The organism is Acidimicrobiia bacterium, assembly GCA_040902765.1.
GTDB lineage: Bacteria > Actinomycetota > Acidimicrobiia > Spongiisociales > UBA11373 > DATKBG01.
In genome coordinates this window covers 69,782-87,911 of the sequence record JBBDWO010000002.1, presented here as the reverse complement: position 1 = coordinate 87,911, position 18,130 = coordinate 69,782, and the positions used below count along the sequence as shown (strand labels likewise).

Annotated in this window: 15 protein-coding genes and 4 tRNA genes; 7 read left to right on the top strand and 12 right to left on the bottom strand. The window is 68.0% G+C overall.

The window, feature by feature from the left end; all coding sequences use genetic code 11:
• Nucleotides 1-52: 52 nt before the first annotated feature.
• Nucleotides 53-3,880, bottom strand: coding sequence for an AAA family ATPase (locus tag WEA29_00685; GenBank protein MEX2322278.1), 3,828 nt, complete (start codon nt 3,878-3,880; stop codon nt 53-55).
• A gap of 66 nt (nt 3,881-3,946) precedes the next feature.
• Between WEA29_00685 and WEA29_00680 the strand changes: the two genes are divergently transcribed.
• Together WEA29_00680 and WEA29_00675 are read left to right on the top strand one after the other, a co-directional pair.
• Entirely contained in the window at nt 3,947-5,152 is a 1,206-nt protein-coding gene (locus WEA29_00680; GenBank protein MEX2322277.1) for an MFS transporter, read from the top strand.
• A gap of 2 nt (nt 5,153-5,154) precedes the next feature.
• Nucleotides 5,155-6,042: a DMT family transporter gene (locus tag WEA29_00675; GenBank protein MEX2322276.1), complete on the top strand. Its 888-nt coding sequence runs from the start codon at nt 5,155-5,157 to the stop codon at nt 6,040-6,042.
• On the opposite strand, the gene WEA29_00670 is transcribed toward WEA29_00675, so the two are convergent.
• The 3 genes from WEA29_00670 to WEA29_00660 all read right to left on the bottom strand — a co-directional run bounded on the left by WEA29_00670 (nt 6,024) and on the right by WEA29_00660 (nt 10,100).
• Complete coding sequence (locus WEA29_00670; protein MEX2322275.1) at nt 6,024-6,893, bottom strand: GNAT family N-acetyltransferase; 870 nt, start codon at nt 6,891-6,893, stop codon at nt 6,024-6,026. The genes WEA29_00675 and WEA29_00670 overlap by 19 nt on opposite strands.
• A gap of 83 nt (nt 6,894-6,976) precedes the next feature.
• Nucleotides 6,977-9,007, bottom strand: coding sequence for a thiamine pyrophosphate-dependent enzyme (locus tag WEA29_00665; GenBank protein MEX2322274.1), 2,031 nt, complete (start codon nt 9,005-9,007; stop codon nt 6,977-6,979).
• Between the two features lie 7 nt (nt 9,008-9,014).
• The gene (locus WEA29_00660) at nt 9,015-10,100 is read right to left on the bottom strand and encodes a Glu/Leu/Phe/Val dehydrogenase (GenBank protein MEX2322273.1); all 1,086 of its coding nucleotides are present in this window, start codon (nt 10,098-10,100) and stop codon (nt 9,015-9,017) included.
• Between the two features lie 106 nt (nt 10,101-10,206).
• Here WEA29_00660 and WEA29_00655 point away from each other — a divergent pair, with 106 nt between their 5' ends.
• Complete coding sequence (locus WEA29_00655; GenBank protein MEX2322272.1) at nt 10,207-10,974, top strand: hypothetical protein; 768 nt, start codon at nt 10,207-10,209, stop codon at nt 10,972-10,974.
• On the top strand, nt 10,964-11,323 hold the full coding sequence (locus WEA29_00650; protein MEX2322271.1) for a DnaJ family domain-containing protein: 360 nt from the start codon (nt 10,964-10,966) through the stop codon (nt 11,321-11,323). The genes WEA29_00655 and WEA29_00650 overlap by 11 nt, the downstream gene beginning before the upstream one ends.
• 40 nt (nt 11,324-11,363) lie before the next feature.
• On the opposite strand, the gene WEA29_00645 is transcribed toward WEA29_00650, so the two are convergent.
• The 4 genes from WEA29_00645 to WEA29_00630 form a co-directional block, all read right to left on the bottom strand.
• Nucleotides 11,364-11,436, bottom strand: a tRNA-Phe gene (locus WEA29_00645).
• Between the two features lie 14 nt (nt 11,437-11,450).
• Nucleotides 11,451-11,528, bottom strand: a tRNA-Asp gene (locus tag WEA29_00640).
• 4 nt (nt 11,529-11,532) lie between these two features.
• Nucleotides 11,533-11,605, bottom strand: a tRNA-Glu gene (locus WEA29_00635).
• A gap of 137 nt (nt 11,606-11,742) precedes the next feature.
• Nucleotides 11,743-12,105, bottom strand: coding sequence for a hypothetical protein (locus WEA29_00630; GenBank protein ID MEX2322270.1), 363 nt, complete (start codon nt 12,103-12,105; stop codon nt 11,743-11,745).
• Between the two features lie 94 nt (nt 12,106-12,199).
• Here WEA29_00630 and WEA29_00625 point away from each other — a divergent pair.
• Together WEA29_00625 and ligD are read left to right on the top strand one after the other, a co-directional pair.
• Nucleotides 12,200-12,272 (top strand) — tRNA-Lys (locus WEA29_00625).
• A gap of 435 nt (nt 12,273-12,707) precedes the next feature.
• Nucleotides 12,708-14,519: a non-homologous end-joining DNA ligase gene (ligD, locus tag WEA29_00620; GenBank protein ID MEX2322269.1), complete on the top strand. Its 1,812-nt coding sequence runs from the start codon at nt 12,708-12,710 to the stop codon at nt 14,517-14,519.
• Here the strand turns inward: ligD and WEA29_00615 are convergent.
• From WEA29_00615 to WEA29_00605, 3 genes are read right to left on the bottom strand one after another with little or no spacing between them, the layout of a single operon-like run.
• Nucleotides 14,516-15,358 (bottom strand): sulfurtransferase, encoded by an 843-nt coding sequence (locus WEA29_00615; GenBank protein MEX2322268.1) that lies wholly within the window; start codon nt 15,356-15,358, stop codon nt 14,516-14,518. The two genes, ligD and WEA29_00615, sit on opposite strands and share 4 nt — an antisense overlap.
• Nucleotides 15,345-15,863: a hypothetical protein gene (locus tag WEA29_00610; protein ID MEX2322267.1), complete on the bottom strand. Its 519-nt coding sequence runs from the start codon at nt 15,861-15,863 to the stop codon at nt 15,345-15,347. Before WEA29_00610 ends, WEA29_00615 begins: the two co-directional genes overlap by 14 nt.
• 21 nt (nt 15,864-15,884) lie before the next feature.
• Entirely contained in the window at nt 15,885-16,292 is a 408-nt protein-coding gene (locus WEA29_00605) for a YbaN family protein (protein ID MEX2322266.1), read from the bottom strand.
• 65 nt (nt 16,293-16,357) lie between these two features.
• Between WEA29_00605 and WEA29_00600 the strand changes: the two genes are divergently transcribed.
• Nucleotides 16,358-17,221, top strand: coding sequence for a 5'-3' exonuclease (locus WEA29_00600; protein MEX2322265.1), 864 nt, complete (start codon nt 16,358-16,360; stop codon nt 17,219-17,221).
• Nucleotides 17,222-17,273: 52 nt separating this feature from the next.
• Here the strand turns inward: WEA29_00600 and WEA29_00595 are convergent, their stop codons facing one another.
• Nucleotides 17,274-18,128, bottom strand: a complete 855-nt coding sequence (locus tag WEA29_00595) for an oxygenase MpaB family protein (protein ID MEX2322264.1) — start codon at nt 18,126-18,128, stop codon at nt 17,274-17,276.
• Between the last annotated feature and the right edge of the window lie 2 nt (nt 18,129-18,130).

Here is an 18,130-nt window from a genome sequence, read left to right as displayed (position 1 = left end):
CCAGTATCTAAAGCGCGAATAGGCGCAGCGCTGACCTTCCGCTCATACCACGCTACGTAGTAGTACGACTACCCCGCGTAGTGAGATTGTGGCCAGTTTCCCGAAGCGCACGTACATCGCGTCTGACGGTCGCGGGGCTGGCCGAAACCGCCTGTGCGAGATCTTCGATCGTAGGGGCGCCGCCTTGAGCTAGGGCTTCCTCGGAGAGGCGAACGAGCTGTTGCTGACGTCTCCGCATCTTGTCCGGCTCACCGAGATCATCAGGGGTGACGATGGTCCACGCCACATCGACATAGTCGGCATCCCTGAGAGGGCGGCCAGCTGGCGCGCCCGACGACGCGAGACGAAAGATCGCCGTCTGTGGCTTCGACCTGGACCAGCCTTCGATGATTGCCTTGTTGTCAGGGGCATTGAGCACCCGGTCACAGTCCCCTGCGTCAAGGCCTTTGACACTCGCAATAAGAAGCGCGTGGGCGCGATCGAGTTGTACTTCAGCCGCTAAGGGATCGCTATTGGCAGTCAGGGCAAGGGCGTGCGAGTAATGGACGATGTGGGCGAGTTCGATTCCCGGCCGCAGCATCTTGTACGCCTTGCTGGTTTCGTGGAGTGCCTCCTCTGGGCGGTCCAAGGCGAGGAGGGCTCTACCTTTGAGGGCTCGGACGCCGATAGCCAGGTCCTCCATTCCTGCGTCAGTGCAGATGCCCTCGGCATCCGTTGCGTACCTGAGGGCCTCGTCAGGGAATCCGGCCAGAAGCTCGGACACTCCGAACTCGCGAAGGATCTGGGCAGACAGCCACAGGTCCTGAGCCGCCTGAGCTAGGCCAAGAGCGTCGGTGTAGAGGGATCGTGCCTCATCGTGGTGCTGGCTCGAGCTTGCGATGCTCCCGAGCATCCCGAGGCACTGCGCTTCACCACGCGTGTCGCCGATCTCGCGGTAAACAGCGAGGGCCTCCCCGATCTCGATCCGCGCCTCGTCGGATCGCCCGAGTCGGCTGTAGCGCATCCACGCCGCGTTCGATTGGACGAGGGCGAGGCCGCGGCGGTTGCCCATCGCCCGGTAGGTTTCGGCGGCACCATCGAACGCTTCTAGTGCGTCGCCGAGACGGTTGGTGATGACCCGCAGGATCGCCAGGTTCATCTGGCAGACCGCCTCACCGTGTCGGTAGCCGATGCGCCGGGCCATATCGATGGCCCGCTCGAACGCCGACTCCGCACTCTCCGGCTCCCCCCGTTCCATCCGCAAGGTGCCGAGCATGCCGAGCACCTCCGCCTGTCCCCTCGCATCGCCCAGCGATTCATACAGCGTCAGCGCAGACAGCAGTTGTGACTCTGCCTCACCGAACCGTTGGAGGTCGATCAGGTTCTGTCCGAGGGCGTTGCGGGCGTCGGCCTCCTGACGCTCGTCGGCCCCGTGTACTTCGGCCGCCTCCTCCAGCAGCCGCACGCCGTCCGACGCCCGGCCGGCGAAGCAGGCGATCATCCCGGCGGTCGTGAGGGCGGCGATCGTTCGTCCACCATCGCCCTCCCGCTGTGCCGTATCGAGAGCCAGGCGAGCCGACTCCTCGGCCTCTTGGAACCGATCCTGATGCGCCAGCCACCACGCCCTCCGCCGATGCACGTCGGTCTCCGCGGCGGGCCCGGCGTGGCGTTCCATCGTCCCGAGTGCATGCTCCTGCTCGTCGCGTCGCCCCAGGACGTCGAGAACCTCCTCCAGGAGGGCGGCGGTGGCGAACTGCCGCTCGGCCGGTGCGCCGATCTCGGCGAGGGCGTCGACCGCCCGACCGAGGTGAAGCGCCGCGGTGTCGTAGGCGTGTACCACCAGGGCGTGCTCGGCGGCGCGCTCCAGGTAGTCGGCGGCGCGGTCCGGGATGCGAGCCGTTCCGAAGTGATGGGCGAGCAGTTCGACCTCATGGGGTCGTCGCTCCTCGATCGCCCCGGCGATGCGGCGATGCAGGTCGAGCCGGCGGGACAGCGGCAGGTCGTCGTAGACCACCCGGCGCATCAGCTCGTGTTCCACCTGGAACGATCCCCCCCCGCCCACGAGGAGCCGGCGCCCGAGGAGATCGTCCACAGCACCGAGGGCCCCGGTGTCGTTCAGCGCCGAGGCTGCGAGCACCTCCTCGAGGAGCAGCTCCCCATCGTGGGTGGCGATCAGTTCGAGCGTGTCTCGTGACTCCGGATCGAGGCCCTCCAGGCGGTGGCGAATGAGGGCGTGCATGGTGGGTGTCACCGGGAGGCGATCCCTGACCGCCGGGGCCTCCTCGGCGTCCGCCTCGGCTTCGGCCAGGTCGTCCTTCTCATAGAGAGCGCGCAGTGTTTCGACGATGAACAGGGGGATGCCGCCGGTATCTCGGTGGACTCGTTCCGAGAAGTCCTGGGCGACCTCGGGGATGGAAAGGCTCCGCTTGATCAGCTCCTCGGTCTGTGCCGGGGAGTAGGGAGTGAGTGAGACGCGCTCGCAGTGCTCGTGACGGTCGATGGCGCGCACCAGCTTCCAGACGTCGCTGCGGTCTCGGGCCTCGCCGTGGCGGTAGGTGATGGCCACCACCATGCGATCCCCGTCGACACGCTCGGCAAGGTGGTCGAGCGCTTGGAGGGTGTCCTCGTCCGCCCAGTGCACGTCCTCGAGCACCACGAGCGTCGGGGCGACTGCCGCCATCGCCTTGAAGGCCACGGTGATCGCCTCCTGCATCCGATCGCGGTCGTCGGCGCGTCGAGGATGGTCGTGCCGACGCTCCTGAGCCCCGGAGTCGAGTGTCGGGATGAGGGGTTCCAGGGCGTCGAGCCAGGGCGGATCGAGGCGTGCCGCGAGCTGCCGAGCCCGGAGACCCGTGATAGATCCCAGGGTTTCGGCGATCGGAGCGAAGGGACGGCCGCCGCTCGGTGGCGACCGGCCCCACAGCACGTCCATGCCGCGCCACCTGGCGTCCTCGGCGATCTCGGTGAGCAGTCGGGTCTTGCCGACACCCGACTCGCCCTCTACGAGGACGATGCTGCTGTTCCCGTCGAGGGCGGCGTCGAGCATGGCCGCGATCCGGCTGCGCTCGGCATCGCGTCCCACGAAGGGCACGCGGTCGACGGTTCCGAACAGCGGGGACTCCTCCGCGTTCGGGGTGGGGCGCGCCGCGGTGGTCGCCCGGTCCGTCAGCGTCGCTTCGTACAGCGCAACGGTGTCCGGGGACGGTGAGGCACCCAGCTCCTGCTCCATGATTCGGCGGCACTCCTCGAACTGACGGATCGCCTCGTTGTGGCGGCCGAGCAGCACCGCGATCCTCATCACGGTTCGGTGGGCCTCTTCGTCGAACTCGTCCTCCTGGGCGAGGCGGCGTGCGTTGACGAGGGCGGTTTCGAGGTCGCCTTTCGCCATGGCCAGGTCGACGACGGTGCGCAGGGCGGTCAGGAGTCCGCTGCGCAGCCGGTCCTGGTCGGCAAACAGCCAGTCGTCGTAGAAGCCGGCCAGGAGGTCACCGGTGTACAGGGCTACGACCTTCAGAGCCGCGGCGAGGTCGCGGTCGGCGGTCTCGGTGGCGGTCAGTGAACCGAGGGCCCGGTCGAAGACGTCGACATCGAGGGTGAAGTCGGCTTCGGGGTCGAAGCGCACGGTGTCGGCGGTGCCGACGAGGTACGGGCGCCCACCGTCTTCGTCACCGATCACCGACTGGATCTGCCACAACGCCTGGCTGAGCCGTCGGCGCGCCTTGGGCTCGTCGAAGTCGGGCCAGAACATCCCGGAGAGCAGGTCGCGGGTGTGGGCCCGATCGCGGTTCATCACCAGGAAGGCCAGCAGAGATCTGGCCGCCCTCAGGGGGAGGTGGTCGAGGCGGCGACCATCAAGGCTTATCGAGAAGCCACCGAGTAGTCGAATCTCCAGCCTTGCCATGGTTCGGTAAACGGTAGTCGGGGGCTCTTCCACGGCCTGGCTAGCGTGTCCCGCCGGAAGACACCCTTGAACACCCCCGAAGCTCGAGACACGCGCCGGCTGCTACCCCTGATCGCCACCATCACCGGCCTTGGGGTGCTCGGCTTCGCCATCATCTCGCCGGCCCTCCCGGAGTTGGCGGCCGAGCTCGGGGTGTCGAGGGGAGCAATCGGCCTCGTCCAGGGCGCCATCGCCTTCCCGGGGATCTTCCTTGCCGGCTACATCGGATTCCTCGCCGACAGCATCGGGCGGCGACGGGTCATCAGGATCAGCCTCATCATCTTCGGGGTCGCTGGCCTCGCCTGCTTCTTCGCACGGTCGTACTGGCTGCTCGTCGCCGCCAGGCTGATCCAGGGCCTCGGGACCAGCGCCCTGCTGGGGCTCGGTGTGGTGGTGATCGGGGACGCCTTCACCGGGACCCGTCGGCGCTGGGCGATGGGCGTCAACCTCGCCGCACTGACAATGGTGACGACGCTGGCTCCGATCGTTGGCGGATTCCTGGCCGAGGGTGGTGCTTTTCGCCCGTTCCTCGTGTTCGTGATCGCCTTCCCGGTGTTCGTGATGGCGCGGCACCTGCCGGACGTGACCGTGGACGTAAAGCCTTCGTCGGCCACGGCACACCTGCGCGACGCACTGGGGCACCTCCGCGCCCGGGGCACCCTGGCCGACTTTCTCGGGATGTTGCCGATGTCGTTTCTCACCCTCGGGATCTTCCTCGGGCTCGGCCTCACGGTGCTCCCCCTCTACCTGGAGACCGAGTTCGGGCTGTCGGTGTCGCGGCGGGGGATGATCCAGGCGATCCTGTCGGCCTCGAGTAGCACGGCGTCGATCCTGTCGGGACGGATCGGTGCCCGGTTCGTGCCGCGCCAGGTGTTGACTGCCGGGTTCGGGTTCATGGTGGCGGGCTTCCTCGTCGTCGCCACGGCGCCGTCATTGGTGGTGCTACCCGTGGGCCTCATCCTGCTCGGCGCCGGAACCGGCTCGATCTTCCCGATGCTTCAGGACTACGGCGCCTCGGCAGGACCCGATCGTTACCGCGGCATCCTCGTCGGTACCTGGGTATCGGCGAACCGTGTCGGTCAGTTCGTCGGCCCGTCCGCCGGTACGGCAGTGGCCTCGTCGTATGGGGAGCGCACCGCCTACCTGGTCGGAGCCGCCCTGATGGCGGTGGTCGCCGGCACCTGGCGACCGGCGCGGCATGTGGCGCGGCGGCTCGTGGCAAGGCGTGATTGACGATGCCCCGGCGCGAAGTCTCGGGGGCGCTAACCGTCTTGCTGGCTGCGACGCTGTGGGGGACGACCGGTACGGCGCAGGCGCTCGGTCCGGACGGGATCACTCCGGTGGCGGTGTCGGCGCTGCGGATGGCGGGGGGCGGACTCCTGGTCGTCTACGCGTTCGCTCGCCGCATGGGCGCACCGCTTCGCTCGATCATGGGATGGCCGCTGCTCATCGCCACGATGGCCATGGCGGCGTCGCAGCCGCTGTTCTTCTCGGGCGTCGCCCGGACCGGGGTCGGGGTCGGCACCATCGTGACCATTGGCAGCGGTCCCATTCTCGCCGGCCTGCTGGCGTGGATCGTCCGGGGCGACCGGGTGGGGATGCGCTGGGTGGTTGCCACGGCGCTGTCGATCGGTGGCGCCGTGCTCCTCGTGGCGGGAGGGGAGGCCGCCGGTGTCGACCCGACCGGGCTGTTGTTCGCACTCGGCTCGGGAGTCGCGTGGGCGACCTACTTGGTGGCGGCGAAGGGACTGTTCGAGCGACACCCGGCGGTGTTCGTGTCCGGTGTCGTCTTCACCGGAGCCAGCGTGCTGTTGGCGCCGTGGTTCCTCACCTCCGACCTGACCTGGATGACGACACCCCGGGGGCTGGCGGTCTCCCTCTGGCTCGCCCTCGTCGGGACTGGACTGGCACACACGCTGTTCGCCTCGGCCCTCGCCAGGATCCCGGTGGCCAGCGCCGCCACCCTGTCACTTGCGGAGCCTCTCACCGCGGCGATGCTCGGCGTCGCCGTCCTCGGGGAGGTGCTGCGGTGGTCCACGCTCGCCGGCGGCATGCTGATCGTGATCGGTGTCGTCGTCCTTACACGGCAACCACTGTCTCCGCCTCAGAGCGGCAGCGCGTAGACCCGTGAGCCTCGGAGGTCGAAGGCGCTCGCCACGAGGGCCTCGCGCAGCCACCCGACGTCCGGTACCAGCATGTCCATCTGGCGCGCACGCCGCCCGACGCCGCAGTCGATGAGCGCTCGCACCATGGCTCGTGCGTCTGCCTCGGCGGTTTCGAGCCAGTACACAGCGAGGTCGCCGTCGTGGTCGATGTGGAGCATCGCCCAGCCGGGCCTGCCCTCCCACAAGGCGTGGTTGCGGGCGGCGAAGTCGAGGTGGTCGAGGGTGAGCTTCCGCCAGATCCAGTTGATCGGGAACAGCCCGCGAGCGGCGATGGCCAACTCGCCCGCCGACCAGGAGAGGAAGGCGGGTTCGGCTTCCGCCGAGTGGGCCTCCTGGAGGCGCTCGGCCGCCTGCACCCTGCGTCCTCCGTTGCCCTCGGGAACCGGTGAGCCTTCACCGAGTAGCCGCGACGCGTGCCACCAGTCGGACACGGGCCTGAATCCGAGGCTCTCGACGTGACGCTGGGCCGTCTCGTTGTCGTGCTCGACGGCGAGGCGCAGGACGAGCGCCCCGCGCTCTCGGGCCCATGCGGCGATCCGGTCGGTGAGGGCGCTTCCCAGGCCGGTGCGCCGATGATCGGGGTGCACCCGGGCGCCTTGCGCCCATGCCTCCGATGACGAGACCATGGACACCCGTGCCATGGCCGCCACAGCATCGTCCACCTCGGCCACCAGCACCGTCCCGGTCGGATCGGCGATCCACTTCGGGAGCGCGTCGGCTACGTAGTCGCCCCACTGGAACGTGTCCGACGTCCACGAAGCGATTCCGGGGATATCCGACTGCTGGGCCTCTCGGATCACAGGGTCCACGAGTCAAAGGGTAGGGAGACGCTCAACGCTCGACGCTCAACGCAGGACGGTTCTTGCGTTCCGCGTTAAGCGTTAAGCGTCTTTCAATACTCCGCGAGGCGGGTGGCGCGCTCCACGATGCCGTCGACCGACGGCATCACCTGGGCCTCCAGGCCGCCAGCGAACGGGAACGCCGGGATCTCGGGTGAGGCGTAGCGCATGACCGGGGCATCGAGCCACTCGAACGCCTTCTCGGTGATCTGGGCCGACACCTCGGCACCCATTCCGAGGAACTCGTTGTCCTCGTGAACTATGAGTACTTTCGAGGTCCGCTTGACGGCCGCCTCGATCGACACCCAGTCGAGGGGACGGATCGTCCGCAGATCGAGCACCTCGGCGTCCACGCCCTCGGCGGCGAGCATCTCGGCGGCCTCGACGGCGAAGTGGGACATGGTGCCGTAGGCGATGATCGTCAGGTCGCGGCCCATGCGTCGCAGCGCCGCTTTGCCGATCGGCACTCTGTGGTTCCCCGACGGCATGGGTCCGCGGGCCAGTCGATAGAGCTTCTTGGGCTCGAGGAACATGACCGGGTCGGGATCCTCGAACGCCGACCACAGCAGGCCCTTGAGGTCGGCCGGGGTGGACGGGATGACCACCTTGAGGCCGGGCACATGTCCGTAGAACGCCTCGATCGACTGACTGTGATAGAGGGCGCCATGGATGCCGCCGCCGTACGGGACGCGGATGGTGATCGGGCAGTTCCAGTCCCCGGCGGTCCGATAGTGGAGCCGTGCCGCCTCGGACACGATCTGGTCCCACGCTGGATGGATGAAGTCGGCGAACTGGATCTCCGGGAGGGGGTGGCCACCTGCTGCGGCTATCCCGATGGCGGTACCGATGATGAGCGACTCGGCGAGCGGCATGTTGAAGGATCGGTCGGCTCCGAACGCCTCCGATAGTCCCACGGTGGCCTTGAACACGCCGCCCTTCGGATCGGCCACGTCCTCGCCGAACACGGTGGCGTTCGGGTGCGCCTTCATGATCTCGTGGAGGGTCTGATTGACTGCGGTGATCATGTTCACCTCGTCGCCCGATGGTGCCGCCTCGACGGACTCGGCGGGCGAATCGTTCTCGATCGGGTTGGCATACACCCAGGAGAACGGGTCGGTCGGGTCGTCGGCGGCCTCGGCGACCTCTACGGCCTTGGACACCTCGGCGGTGACCTCGCCTTCGAGGCGCTCCTCGGTCTCCTGATCGAGGAGTCGCTGCTCGATCAGGTACTGCTTGAGGATGCCGATCGGGTCGCGTCGCCTCCAGTGCTCCACTTCCTCGGCGGATCGGTACAGCTTGTCGTCGTCGTCGGACGTGTGGGCATAGTGGCGGTAGGTGCTGGCCTCGATGAACGACGGGCCCCCTCCGGTGCGCGCCCGCTCGACAGCCGACGAAGCGCTCCGGTACACCTCGAAGACGTCGTTGCCGTCGATGCTCTCCGCCGGCATCCCGTAGGCCCCTGCCCGGTCCGCCAGGCTTCCTGCAACCTCCTCGGCGACGGGGACCGAGATGGCGTACTGGTTGTTCTCGATGACGAATACCACCGGGAGGCGCCGAATCACCGCAAAGTTGAGCGCCTCGTGGAAGTCGCCTTCGGAGGTGGAGCCCTCGCCGCCCCAGACCATGCACACGGCGGGTTCGCCGCGTCGCTGGAGCTCGTAGGCGATGCCGGCGGCGTGGGGGTACTGGGTGGCGATCACCGAGGAGTGACTGAACATCCGCAGCTCCCGATGGGACCAGTGGTTGGGCATCTGGCGTCCGCCGCTGTTCGGGTCGGCGGCCTTGGAGAACACCCCGAGGAAGAGCTCTTCTGCGGTCATGCCGATGGCGAGCGCTGCCGCCACGTCGCGGTAGTAGGGGAGTGCCCAGTCCCGGTCCTGGTCGAGAGCGAGGGCCGTGCCCACCTGGGCTGCCTCATGGCCCGACGACGAAACCACGAACGGGGCGCGGCCCTGGCGGTTGAGCGCCCACATCCGATCGTCCACCCGCCGGGCGAGCACCATCAAGCGATACATGTGAAGTACCGCCTCGTCGCTCAGGCCGAGGTCGCGGTGCTGGTGTGCGGTACGGGTGTCGATCGTCATCGGTTTCTCAGTTGTGGTCGTCGCCGCTGCGGCGGAACAGGCGCAGGTTGCCGATCTCGTGGATGCGCTCCCTGGCAACCGTTACCGCGGCGACGTTAGGAGTCACTCCTCGTTCCCGCGACGCCTCCAGCACCCGCAGCGTGCTGTCGAAGATCTTGTCCACTCGGGCGGCGGCGCGGTCCAGGCTGTAGCCCCGCAGCTCCTCGCTCACGTTGATGAGCCCGCCGGCGTTCACGACGAAATCGGGGGCGAACAGGATGTCGCGTGCGGCGAGCCGGTCGGCGTCCTCCGGCGTCGCCAGTTGGTTGTTGGCCGAGCCGACCACCATGTCGCTACGGAGCCGGGGGATGGTGTGCTCGTCGAGAACGCCTCCGAGGGAGCATGGGGCGAAGATGTCGCACTCCACTTCGTAGAGGTCGTCGCAGTCGACGACCTCTACCCCGGCGTGGCGCTGTAGCACGATGTCGATGGCCGGTGGGTAGACGTCGGCGACGACGACCGAAGCGCCGAGCTCGTCGAGGCGCCGTACCAGATCCGAGCCCACCTTGCCGACCCCGAGCACGGCCACTTTGCGGCCGGAGAACGATTGGTCCCCGTGGACGAACTGGAGTGACGCCCGCATGGCGGCGATGAGACCGCGTGCGGTTGCAGGCGACGGATCACCCGACCCGCCTTCCTCGACGGGCGTCCCACACACCCAACGAGTCTCGCGGCGGATGACGTCCATGTCGAGGGCCGATGTCCCGACGTCCTCGGCGGTGATGTAGCGACCCCGGAGCGAGTCGATGACCCGGCCGTAGGCACGCCACAGACGCTCCGAGCGCAGTTTCTGGGGGTCGCCGATGATGACCGCCTTGCCGCCTCCGAGGTCGAGTCCCGCCGCGGCCGCCTTGAGGGACATCGCTTCCGCGAGTCGCAGCACGTCGATGAGGGCCTGCTGCTCCGACTCATAGGGATAAAAACGGGTCCCGCCGAGAGCGGGACCGAGTGCCGTCGAATGGATGGCGATGATGGACTTGAGGCCGGAGGAGGTGTCGGAGCCGTATACGACTTCCTCGTGACCCCGGTCTCCGAGTACCTCGAATACGCCCACGGTTGCTGCTCCTCTCGGGTGACTCGGTAGGCGCGAGAGTGTAGCCCTACCCGCCCGCACCGGTCCCGGGGGGTCCAGTCACCGGTGGTCGGTAGGATGGTGGCCAATGCCTCAGGCTGCCTATCTGCGCATCTACTTGCCGGAGCGTCGAGGCCGAGCCGCCCTCGAGCACGTCTCGGGACCGACGGCGGCACCGGTGTTGACCCGGGGAGAGTTCGGCCTCTCGTCCGAGTCGTCCCGGGATGACGCCTTCGTCATGGACGTCGACGGACGCCGCTTCGTCTGTCCACGCCATCCCAGGCTGAGGATGCTCGAGGGGTTGCTCGCCTTCCGCAACGCCTACGACCCGTCCACTGCCTCCACGCTGGTGCCGGAGGCGATCGCCGAGCGCGCCGCCGCCGAGCTGGACAGGATCTATCAGCGCCACCCGGACGCTCGAAGCCACATCCTCACCTCACCGTTCTATGTGCCGTTGCGTTGGTTCGCCGCCTTTGAATCGTCGGAGCGAGAACTGTTCGATTTCGAGGGTTCGACGTCCATCAGATATCGAACCCGCGTGAGCCGGGCGACGGTCCGGCTGCGGCACACCGTCGCAGTGCTCGAGGAGGCGGGATTCGACGAGGTGATTGTGGAGCAGGTGGCCGATGTCCTCGACTGGATGCGGCCCTTCCCGAGTGAGGGGATCCTCGAGTTGGACTACGCCGGCGTGGCCTCGCTGTTCTCGGACGCGGAACTCGTCCTCGACGAGTCCGCCGCCGACGTGGTCGCCAGCATCGACGCCCTCGAACGGGGCGATTTCGAGGCGGCCGGCGAGCTGTACGCCACCGCTGCCGGCCGCTGGGCGCATGCCCACGCCCTTGCCTATGCCAACTGACCCTCTCGACGAGGTGGCGCCGCCGGTCCTTAGCGATCCTGTCGAGCAGAAGATCATGGAGGCGATGGCCGACGGATCATGGGATGACCTGCCCGGGATGGGCAGACCGCTCCCCGACATCGATCGTGAATATCACCCTGGCTGGTGGGCGCAGCGATGGGTCGAACGACAGCGGAAGTCCATCGACGCCGACGAGCTGCGACGGGTGATTCGCGACGAGGTACCCCGGCTGCGGACGATGCGTGATCGGACCGCGGCCAGGAGCCGCGTTGACACCCTGAACCGCCTCGTCGACGAGGTCAACCAGGGTCTTTCGCCAGGGGAGCAGATCCCCTCCGTCGACCTCTAGTCGGCTCTGGCTGTGAGCTATGAGCCATGAGCTTTTGAAGTGGTCAGGGCCAGGATCGAACTGGCGACCTCCGGTTTTTCAGACCGGCGCTCTCCCAACTGAGCTACCTGACCCTGGCGCGGATCGTTGGCGGGGACGACGGGATTTGAACCCGCGATCTCCGGCTTGACAGGCCGGCGTGAACTCCAGGCTTCACCACGCCCCCAAGGTGCCCCCAACGGGATTCGAACCCGTGCTACCGGCTTGAAAGGCCAGCGTCCTAGGCCGCTAGACGATGGGGGCTGGATGCCGGGCGAGCATACACCCGACCTCTCCCCCACCGGCCCAGAGGGCGGCGCGAGTATAGGGGACGGCGACGGTACGCAAAGAGGGGCGGACCGAAGCCCACCCCTCTCGGCAGTTGTGTCCCGTCGAATCGTTCAGGCCGACTTGCGTCCCATGACGAGTCCGAGCACGGCCACCACGACACCGGCGACCATCAGCCACATGCCGATGCCCACCTCGATGAGCTCGGTGCCCATGATGTCGAAGAAGTTGATCAGCGCGACTGCCGCGCCGACGGCGAGGGCCACCCACGCCAGCCACGACGGGTAGGCCTTGCCGCTGTACGACATGAAGCCGAGGGCGAGCAGTGCAACACCGGCGAGCAGCGTGAACCATCCATCGCCGCCGTCCATCCCGCTTACGGAGATGCCGAAGGCGGTCGCCCAGGCCATGAATGACCCGATGGCGAGCAGCGCTCCTCCGACCATCAGCATCATCGACGAATTCTTACTGTCCATGCCCTGTAGTCCTCCCCACGTAGTAGGCAGTCCAATGATATCGGCCGACTACGGGCCGCGTGAGCTGATCTCCGACGCCCGCTACCTTTGCGTCGGGCCGGTAGCTCAACTGGCAGAGCAGCGGGCTTTTAACCCGAAGGTTGTGGGTTCGATCCCCACCCGGCCCACGTGGCCGTTGCCCGTTTCCGGTTACCAGTTGCCTGTTCCCAACTGACAGGCACTCTCTCCCCCCGAAGGGGGGAGTACCGCCGAAGGCGGGGAGGGGGGAGGGCAAACGCTACGTGGGCCTCGCGACGCGTCTGGCCTCCCCCTCCGTCAGCGACCTTGCGGTCGCTGCCACCTCCCCCTTCGCGGGAGGGAACCGCGGGACGGTCCCGGTTTGCTTTGTCCGCCTCCGTTTCTCGGTTCCTCCCCCTGAAGGGGGGAGTACCTGACGGCGAAGCCGTCAGGGGAGGGGGGAGGGCGAACCCTAAGGGGGCCTCGCCACGCGTCGGGCCCCGCCTGTCTGGAGCCCGGAGCCTCGAGCCTCAACCCTGCTGGCAGCTGGCAGCTGGCAGCCGGCAGCCGGGTCGCGTGCCTCTCCTCGAACACCTCACTCAGCCGTGACCACGATCTCCTTCGGTATTTCCGCTCCGCCTCCGGAGAGCGCTGACGACGGGGCGTACCTCGATGCTCTGGTCGCACGGGGGCACACGGCGCACGAGCTGTCTTTCACTCAGGGGTTTCCGTGGAAGGAGAAGCGGTGTCGTGCGTTTGGGGCCGCCGCCGCCGAGCGCGGCATCTCGCTATCCATCCACGCCCCCTACTTCGCGGTGCTCACGTCTGACGATCCGGACAAGGCGAAGCTGACCCGCAGCGCCGTCGAGCACTCGATGAAGATCGGGGCCGCTCTCGGGGCGCGGGTGATCGTGGCGCACACCGGCTACACCCGCGGGCGGACCCCTGAGGCGCTCCACGAGTTGGTCGCCGAGAGCCTGGCGGTGATCGCCCCGAAGGTTCGCGATCTCGGCGTTGCCCTCGGGTTGGAGGTCGGCGGCTCGAGCCGTGCTTTCGGGACGCTGGGCGACATCGCGCTGATCGCCGGGGAGTACTCGTTCGTCCATCCGGTCGTCGACTGGGCGCACCTTCACGCCATGTCGAAGGGCGCGCTGGTCAGCGTGAGCGCCTTCGCCGGCGTGTTCGACTTCCTCCGCGCCAACTTCCCGTCGTGGACTGTCGACCCCTTGCACTCCCAGTTCACCGACAACGAATTCGGCTCCGCGGGGGAGATCCGACATGTTCCGTACGGCGCCGGGACCCTTCGGGTGGGTCCGATGGTGGAGGCGGCGCGGGCGGCTGGCATGTCACTCACTCTCATCTCAGAGGCGCACGACGATGCCAGTCACGACGCCATCCAGGCGGAGGCGCTCGAAGCGGCCTCGGATCAAGCCGGTGTGCCGGTCGACGACGATGCCCGTATCGTCGAGTCGGGTCTGGTGACCCTGCCGCCCACAGTGCGGGTCCGGGCCGATGGGGACGGGTGGGTCCCGACGACGGCGGCTCCGCCCCTGCGGCTCACCAACATCGACAAGCCGTTCTTCTCCGACGGCTACACCAAGGGCGACCTCATCGGGTACTACGCGGCGGTCGCGCCGGTGCTGGTGCCGCACCTGAAGGACCGTGCCATCGTGCTCGCCCGATTCCCCGACGGTGCCGACGGCGACTGGTTCTACGAGAAGCAGGCTCCGTCGCACAAGCCGGAGTGGTTGCCGACCGTGTCGCTGTGGTCGGAGCATCGCGGTGACGACATCGACTTCGTCACCGCCGGTGACGCCGAGAGTCTGATGTGGATCACCAACCTGGGGGCGATCGAGATCCATCCATGGTTGAGCCGGGTGAACACCTTCGACCGGCCGGACTTCGCCGTCTTCGACCTCGATCCGGCCGACGGGTCGACCTGGGATCAGGTGGTCGCCGTCGCCGAGATGATCCGGGTCGCTTTGGATCGGCTCGGCCTGGTGGGTTACCCGAAGACATCGGGTTCGACGGGGATCCACATCTACGTGCCACTCGATCCGGTGCACGAGTATGCCCGGGCGCGGCGCTTCATCGATGCGGTGGCAAGGCTGCTGGTGAGCACCGACCCCTCGCTGGTCACGCTGGAGCGCGACATCCCGAAGCGTCACGGGAAGGTGTTCGTCGACGTCAATCAAAACGTCGGTGGCAAGACGATCGCCTCGGTCTACTCGGTCCGCCCGCGAGCGGGGGCACCGGTGTCTACGCCGATCCTGTGGGATGAGCTCGACTCGGTGGATCCGTCGGCGTTCACGATCGGCACCGTATGGGATCGGCTCGCCCGACACGGCGACTTGTTCGCTCCGGTGCTGACGGGCGGTCAGACCCTCGACGCTGCCGAGGCGGTTCTGGGGCTCTAGGGCCTCGGTTCAGCGTCGCCGGTCGCGATCGGCAGGTCGGTGCTGCTCCAGTCGCTCCACGAGCCCGGGTAGAGGGTCGGCTCGTCGAGGCCTGCCACGGTCATCGTCAGAGCGGCGTGGCAGGCGTTGACCCCGCTGCCGCAGTAGACCACGGTGTCTCGGCCAGCCGCTTCGGCCCGGTAGCGAGCAGACAACAGGGTCGGCGGGAGGAAGCGCCCGTCGGCGGCCAGGTTCTCGGCGTAGGGGATGTTGCGCGCTGAGGGAATGTGACCCGCCTTGGCGTCGACCGGCTCCGTGTCGCCCCGGAAGCGCTCCCGAGCCCGGGCGTCGATGATCGTGAAGTCGTCGAGTGCGCCGGCCAGCCTGTCGCGGTCGATGGTGCGGGTGAGGGATTCGCCGACGCTGAGTGTCGCCGGTGGGCATGCGCTGGTGCCCATCTCCAGGTCGAGGCCCGCCCACTTCCACGCCGCCAATCCCCCGTCAAGGACGCTGCATGCCTCGTGCCCGATCCAGCGCAGCATCCACCACAGACGCGCGGCCACGGCGCCGCCCGAGTCGTCGTAGGCGACGATGTGATGGTCGTCTCCGAAGCCGAGCGCCCCGAGGGTGGCGGCGAAGGTGGCGCGGTCGGGTAGGGGATGACGACCCGGACCCGACCGAGCACTGAGGTGCGAGTCCAGGTCGACGAACACCGCCCCGGGGATGTGGCCGGCGTCGAACTCCTCCCGCCCCCGATCGGGTTCGTTCAGGTACCAGCGGACGTCGGCGATGCGCAGCAGTGGATCGTCGAGTCGGTCGGAGAGCGCCCCGACCGTGGTCAGCGGCTCAGTCGTCGGCATCGTCGTCGCGCCGCGGGACGAGGACCCTCGGCGCGGCCGTCGCCTCCCAGGGTCTCGCCAGCACGTGCCAGCAGAGGAGAACGGCGTGCACCGGCAGAGCGAAGTCGGGCTCGACCGCCACCCGGTTGTACGACCACAGGGTGCCGGCGAAGCGCGCCACCGGGTGTCCGCCGACCCGGAGGGTCCATCGGCGCGGCAGGTGGTCGCTGGTCAGCTCGTACTCGAAGCCCTTGCCGCTCACCCGCCAGCGGCCGCCCCACCACGACTCGCGGTCGATCCGGGCTCCCTCCTGGTCGCCCACCGCCACGACCGTCCCCCATCCCTCGGGTCGGAGCTCCAGAGTGCCGCCGTCGGGAAACGTGACATGCGAGGTGTGCCGGCTCGGGATGCGCCGGGCGCGGGCCACTTCCTTGCCGTCACGGTCGAAGAGCATCCAGTCGTTCGAGAACAGGCCGCTTCGGAACGCATGCGGCCCGACGAGTTCGGGCCGAACCGTTTGAGTCATCGTGGCGAGCGTACCGGAGTGTCAGACCCGTTCGCGCGGCGCCGTCGGGTACTTGTGGACGAACCAGAGCGCCCAACCCCCAATCGCGGCGGCGACCACCTGGAGCCAGCGGCTCGGCAGCCTGAAGTAGATCGTGTACGAGAAGGCCACGGTCATGGCGATGGTGGCGACGATCTTGCCTCGCAGCGGGATGCCACGGCCCTCGTGGAAGTCGGAGATGAATCGCCCGAACCGCTTGTGGGTCACCAACCAGGTGTGGAGGCGTGGGGATGAGCGGGCGAAGAAGAAGGTGGCGAGAAGCAGCGGCCGTGTTGTCGGTATGAGGGGAAGGAACATGCCGACGATTCCGACCCCCGTACACAGGATGCCGGCGACCGCATACACGGGTCGCAGCCAGGGTCGCGTCCGTCCGGACCCCACTTCGCTCATGGCGGTTGACGGTACCGACCGGGGTTGCCGACACGCACTCGGATAGGGCCGCGTACTCTCAGGTCATGCGGCTGCACCTCATAGACGGCACCTTCGAGCTGTTCCGGTCGTTCTTCGGTGCCCCGCCGCGCCGCGATCCGTCTGGCGCGGCGGTCTCGGCGGTGCACGGCATCGTCGCCTCGACGCTGGCGCTCCTCGAGGACGGGGCCACCCACGTGGGTGTGGCGTTCGACACGGTCATCTCCTCGTTCCGAAACGACCTGTACCCCGGATACAAGACCGGAGAAGGCGTGCCCGAGGAGCTGCTCGCCCAGTTCCCCTGGGCCGAGGACGCCGTGGCCTCGCTCGGCGTGACCGTCTGGGGGATGCGCGAGTACGAGGCGGACGACGCCATCGCCTCGGCGGTCGAGCGGTATGCCTCCGCCTTCGAGCAGGTGGTGATCATGTCCCCGGACAAGGATCTCGCCCAGTGCGTTCAGGGGGACCGGGTGGTCACCTTTGACCGACGGCAGAGGGCCTTTGTCGACGAGGCAGGCGTGGTCGCCAAGTTCGGCGTGTCGCCGGACTCGATCCCGGACTATCTCGGCCTCGTCGGTGACAATGCCGACGGCTTCCCCGGTGTCAGGGGGTGGGGAGCCAAGTCGGCGTCCACGGTGCTCGCCGAGTACCGGCACATCGAAGGCATCCCACTGGAGGCGCACCTGTGGAAGCCTGAAGTCCGGGGTGCTGCCCGGCTGGTCGAGTCGCTCAGAACGTCGATGAGCGACGCACTGCTGTTTCGCTTCCTCGCCAGGCTTCGCCGGGATGTTCCGTTGACGGAGGATGTAGAGGACCTTCGGTGGAAGGGTGTGCCCCGGGATCGGTTCATCGAGGTGATGGACCGGTTTGGCTTCGAGACGCTAAAGGGCCGCCCGAAGAGCTGGGCGTGAGACCGCTGACGAGCCGACTGTCGGTAGCGGTCTGGGGTGAGAGGTGCCCGGGCTACCGCGTCGTCGGCCTCGGCATCGGGACGTCCTCACCGTTGAGCCGTTTCAGGGCCACCCGGGCCGGGAGGACGAGGCGGATCCGAGCCGGGAGGATCGGCCGCACGAGTCTGAGGAACCCCAGGCTTGCCCAGAGCAGCACCCCGCGTACCCGGCCCCATCGGTAGCCGTACAAATCACGCACTCGGGGCGGCAGCGTGCCGACGGCGGCGAAGGCGATGAAACGCCAGATCGGCTTGAGGTGCAGGGGCACCGGACCGCCGCGTACCAGGTCGGCGAGTTCGGTCGCCACGTCGGTGAGGAGGAGGCGGTCGGAGGCGACCACCCCGTCGATGTATGCCTCGAGGTCGGTGTAGGTGGCGGGCACCCGGTCACGGTCAAGCAGGACCAGCTCGGCTGCCTTCAGATTCTCCTGGTGGAAGCGCCCCTTCTCGGCATCGGTGAGGGGACCCACGGTGAGCTCGTAGAGCAGGACGCTGCTCTGCTCCAGGCACGCATGGACCCACAGGAGCAGGTCCGGGTCGAGGGCGTCGTAGTACTCCCCGGTGACCTCATCGGTGCCGTTGATGACTTTGTGGAGGCGGTTGAGCCGACCGGCCGCCTCGGTCGCTTCGACCCGGGTGCCGAACGGGAGCAGCAGTTGGAGGCTCAGGGTGCGTAGGAGACGCGCCCAGGGATCGCGCCGGTAGGTGGCGGTCTGGCGGGCGCCGGCGGCCACCAGCGGGTGGGCGGCATGCATGAGCAGCGCCCGGACCCCACCGAACAGCACCGTGAGCTCCTGATTGATGCGCCAGGTCATGCTGTCGGGTCCGAAGAACCCGCGGTCGACGCCCTGATCGTCGGTGCTCGCCATGA

Bases quoted from the DNA above. Each gene is read 5' to 3' on its own strand.
- WEA29_00685 (MEX2322278.1), bottom strand. From the start codon at position 3,880: ATGGCAAGGCTGGAGATTCGACTACTCGGTGGCTTCTCGATAAGCCTT.
- WEA29_00675 (MEX2322276.1), top strand. From the start codon at position 5,155: ATGCCCCGGCGCGAAGTCTCGGGGGCGCTAACCGTCTTGCTGGCTGCG.
- WEA29_00665 (MEX2322274.1), bottom strand. From the start codon at position 9,007: ATGACGATCGACACCCGTACCGCACACCAGCACCGCGACCTCGGCCTG.
- WEA29_00655 (MEX2322272.1), top strand. From the start codon at position 10,207: ATGCCTCAGGCTGCCTATCTGCGCATCTACTTGCCGGAGCGTCGAGGC.
- WEA29_00650 (MEX2322271.1), top strand. From the start codon at position 10,964: ATGCCAACTGACCCTCTCGACGAGGTGGCGCCGCCGGTCCTTAGCGAT.
- WEA29_00630 (MEX2322270.1), bottom strand. From the start codon at position 12,105: ATGGACAGTAAGAATTCGTCGATGATGCTGATGGTCGGAGGAGCGCTG.
- WEA29_00615 (MEX2322268.1), bottom strand. From the start codon at position 15,358: ATGCCGACGACTGAGCCGCTGACCACGGTCGGGGCGCTCTCCGACCGA.
- WEA29_00610 (MEX2322267.1), bottom strand. From the start codon at position 15,863: ATGACTCAAACGGTTCGGCCCGAACTCGTCGGGCCGCATGCGTTCCGA.
- WEA29_00605 (MEX2322266.1), bottom strand. From the start codon at position 16,292: ATGAGCGAAGTGGGGTCCGGACGGACGCGACCCTGGCTGCGACCCGTG.
- WEA29_00600 (MEX2322265.1), top strand. From the start codon at position 16,358: ATGCGGCTGCACCTCATAGACGGCACCTTCGAGCTGTTCCGGTCGTTC.
- WEA29_00595 (MEX2322264.1), bottom strand. From the start codon at position 18,128: ATGGCGAGCACCGACGATCAGGGCGTCGACCGCGGGTTCTTCGGACCC.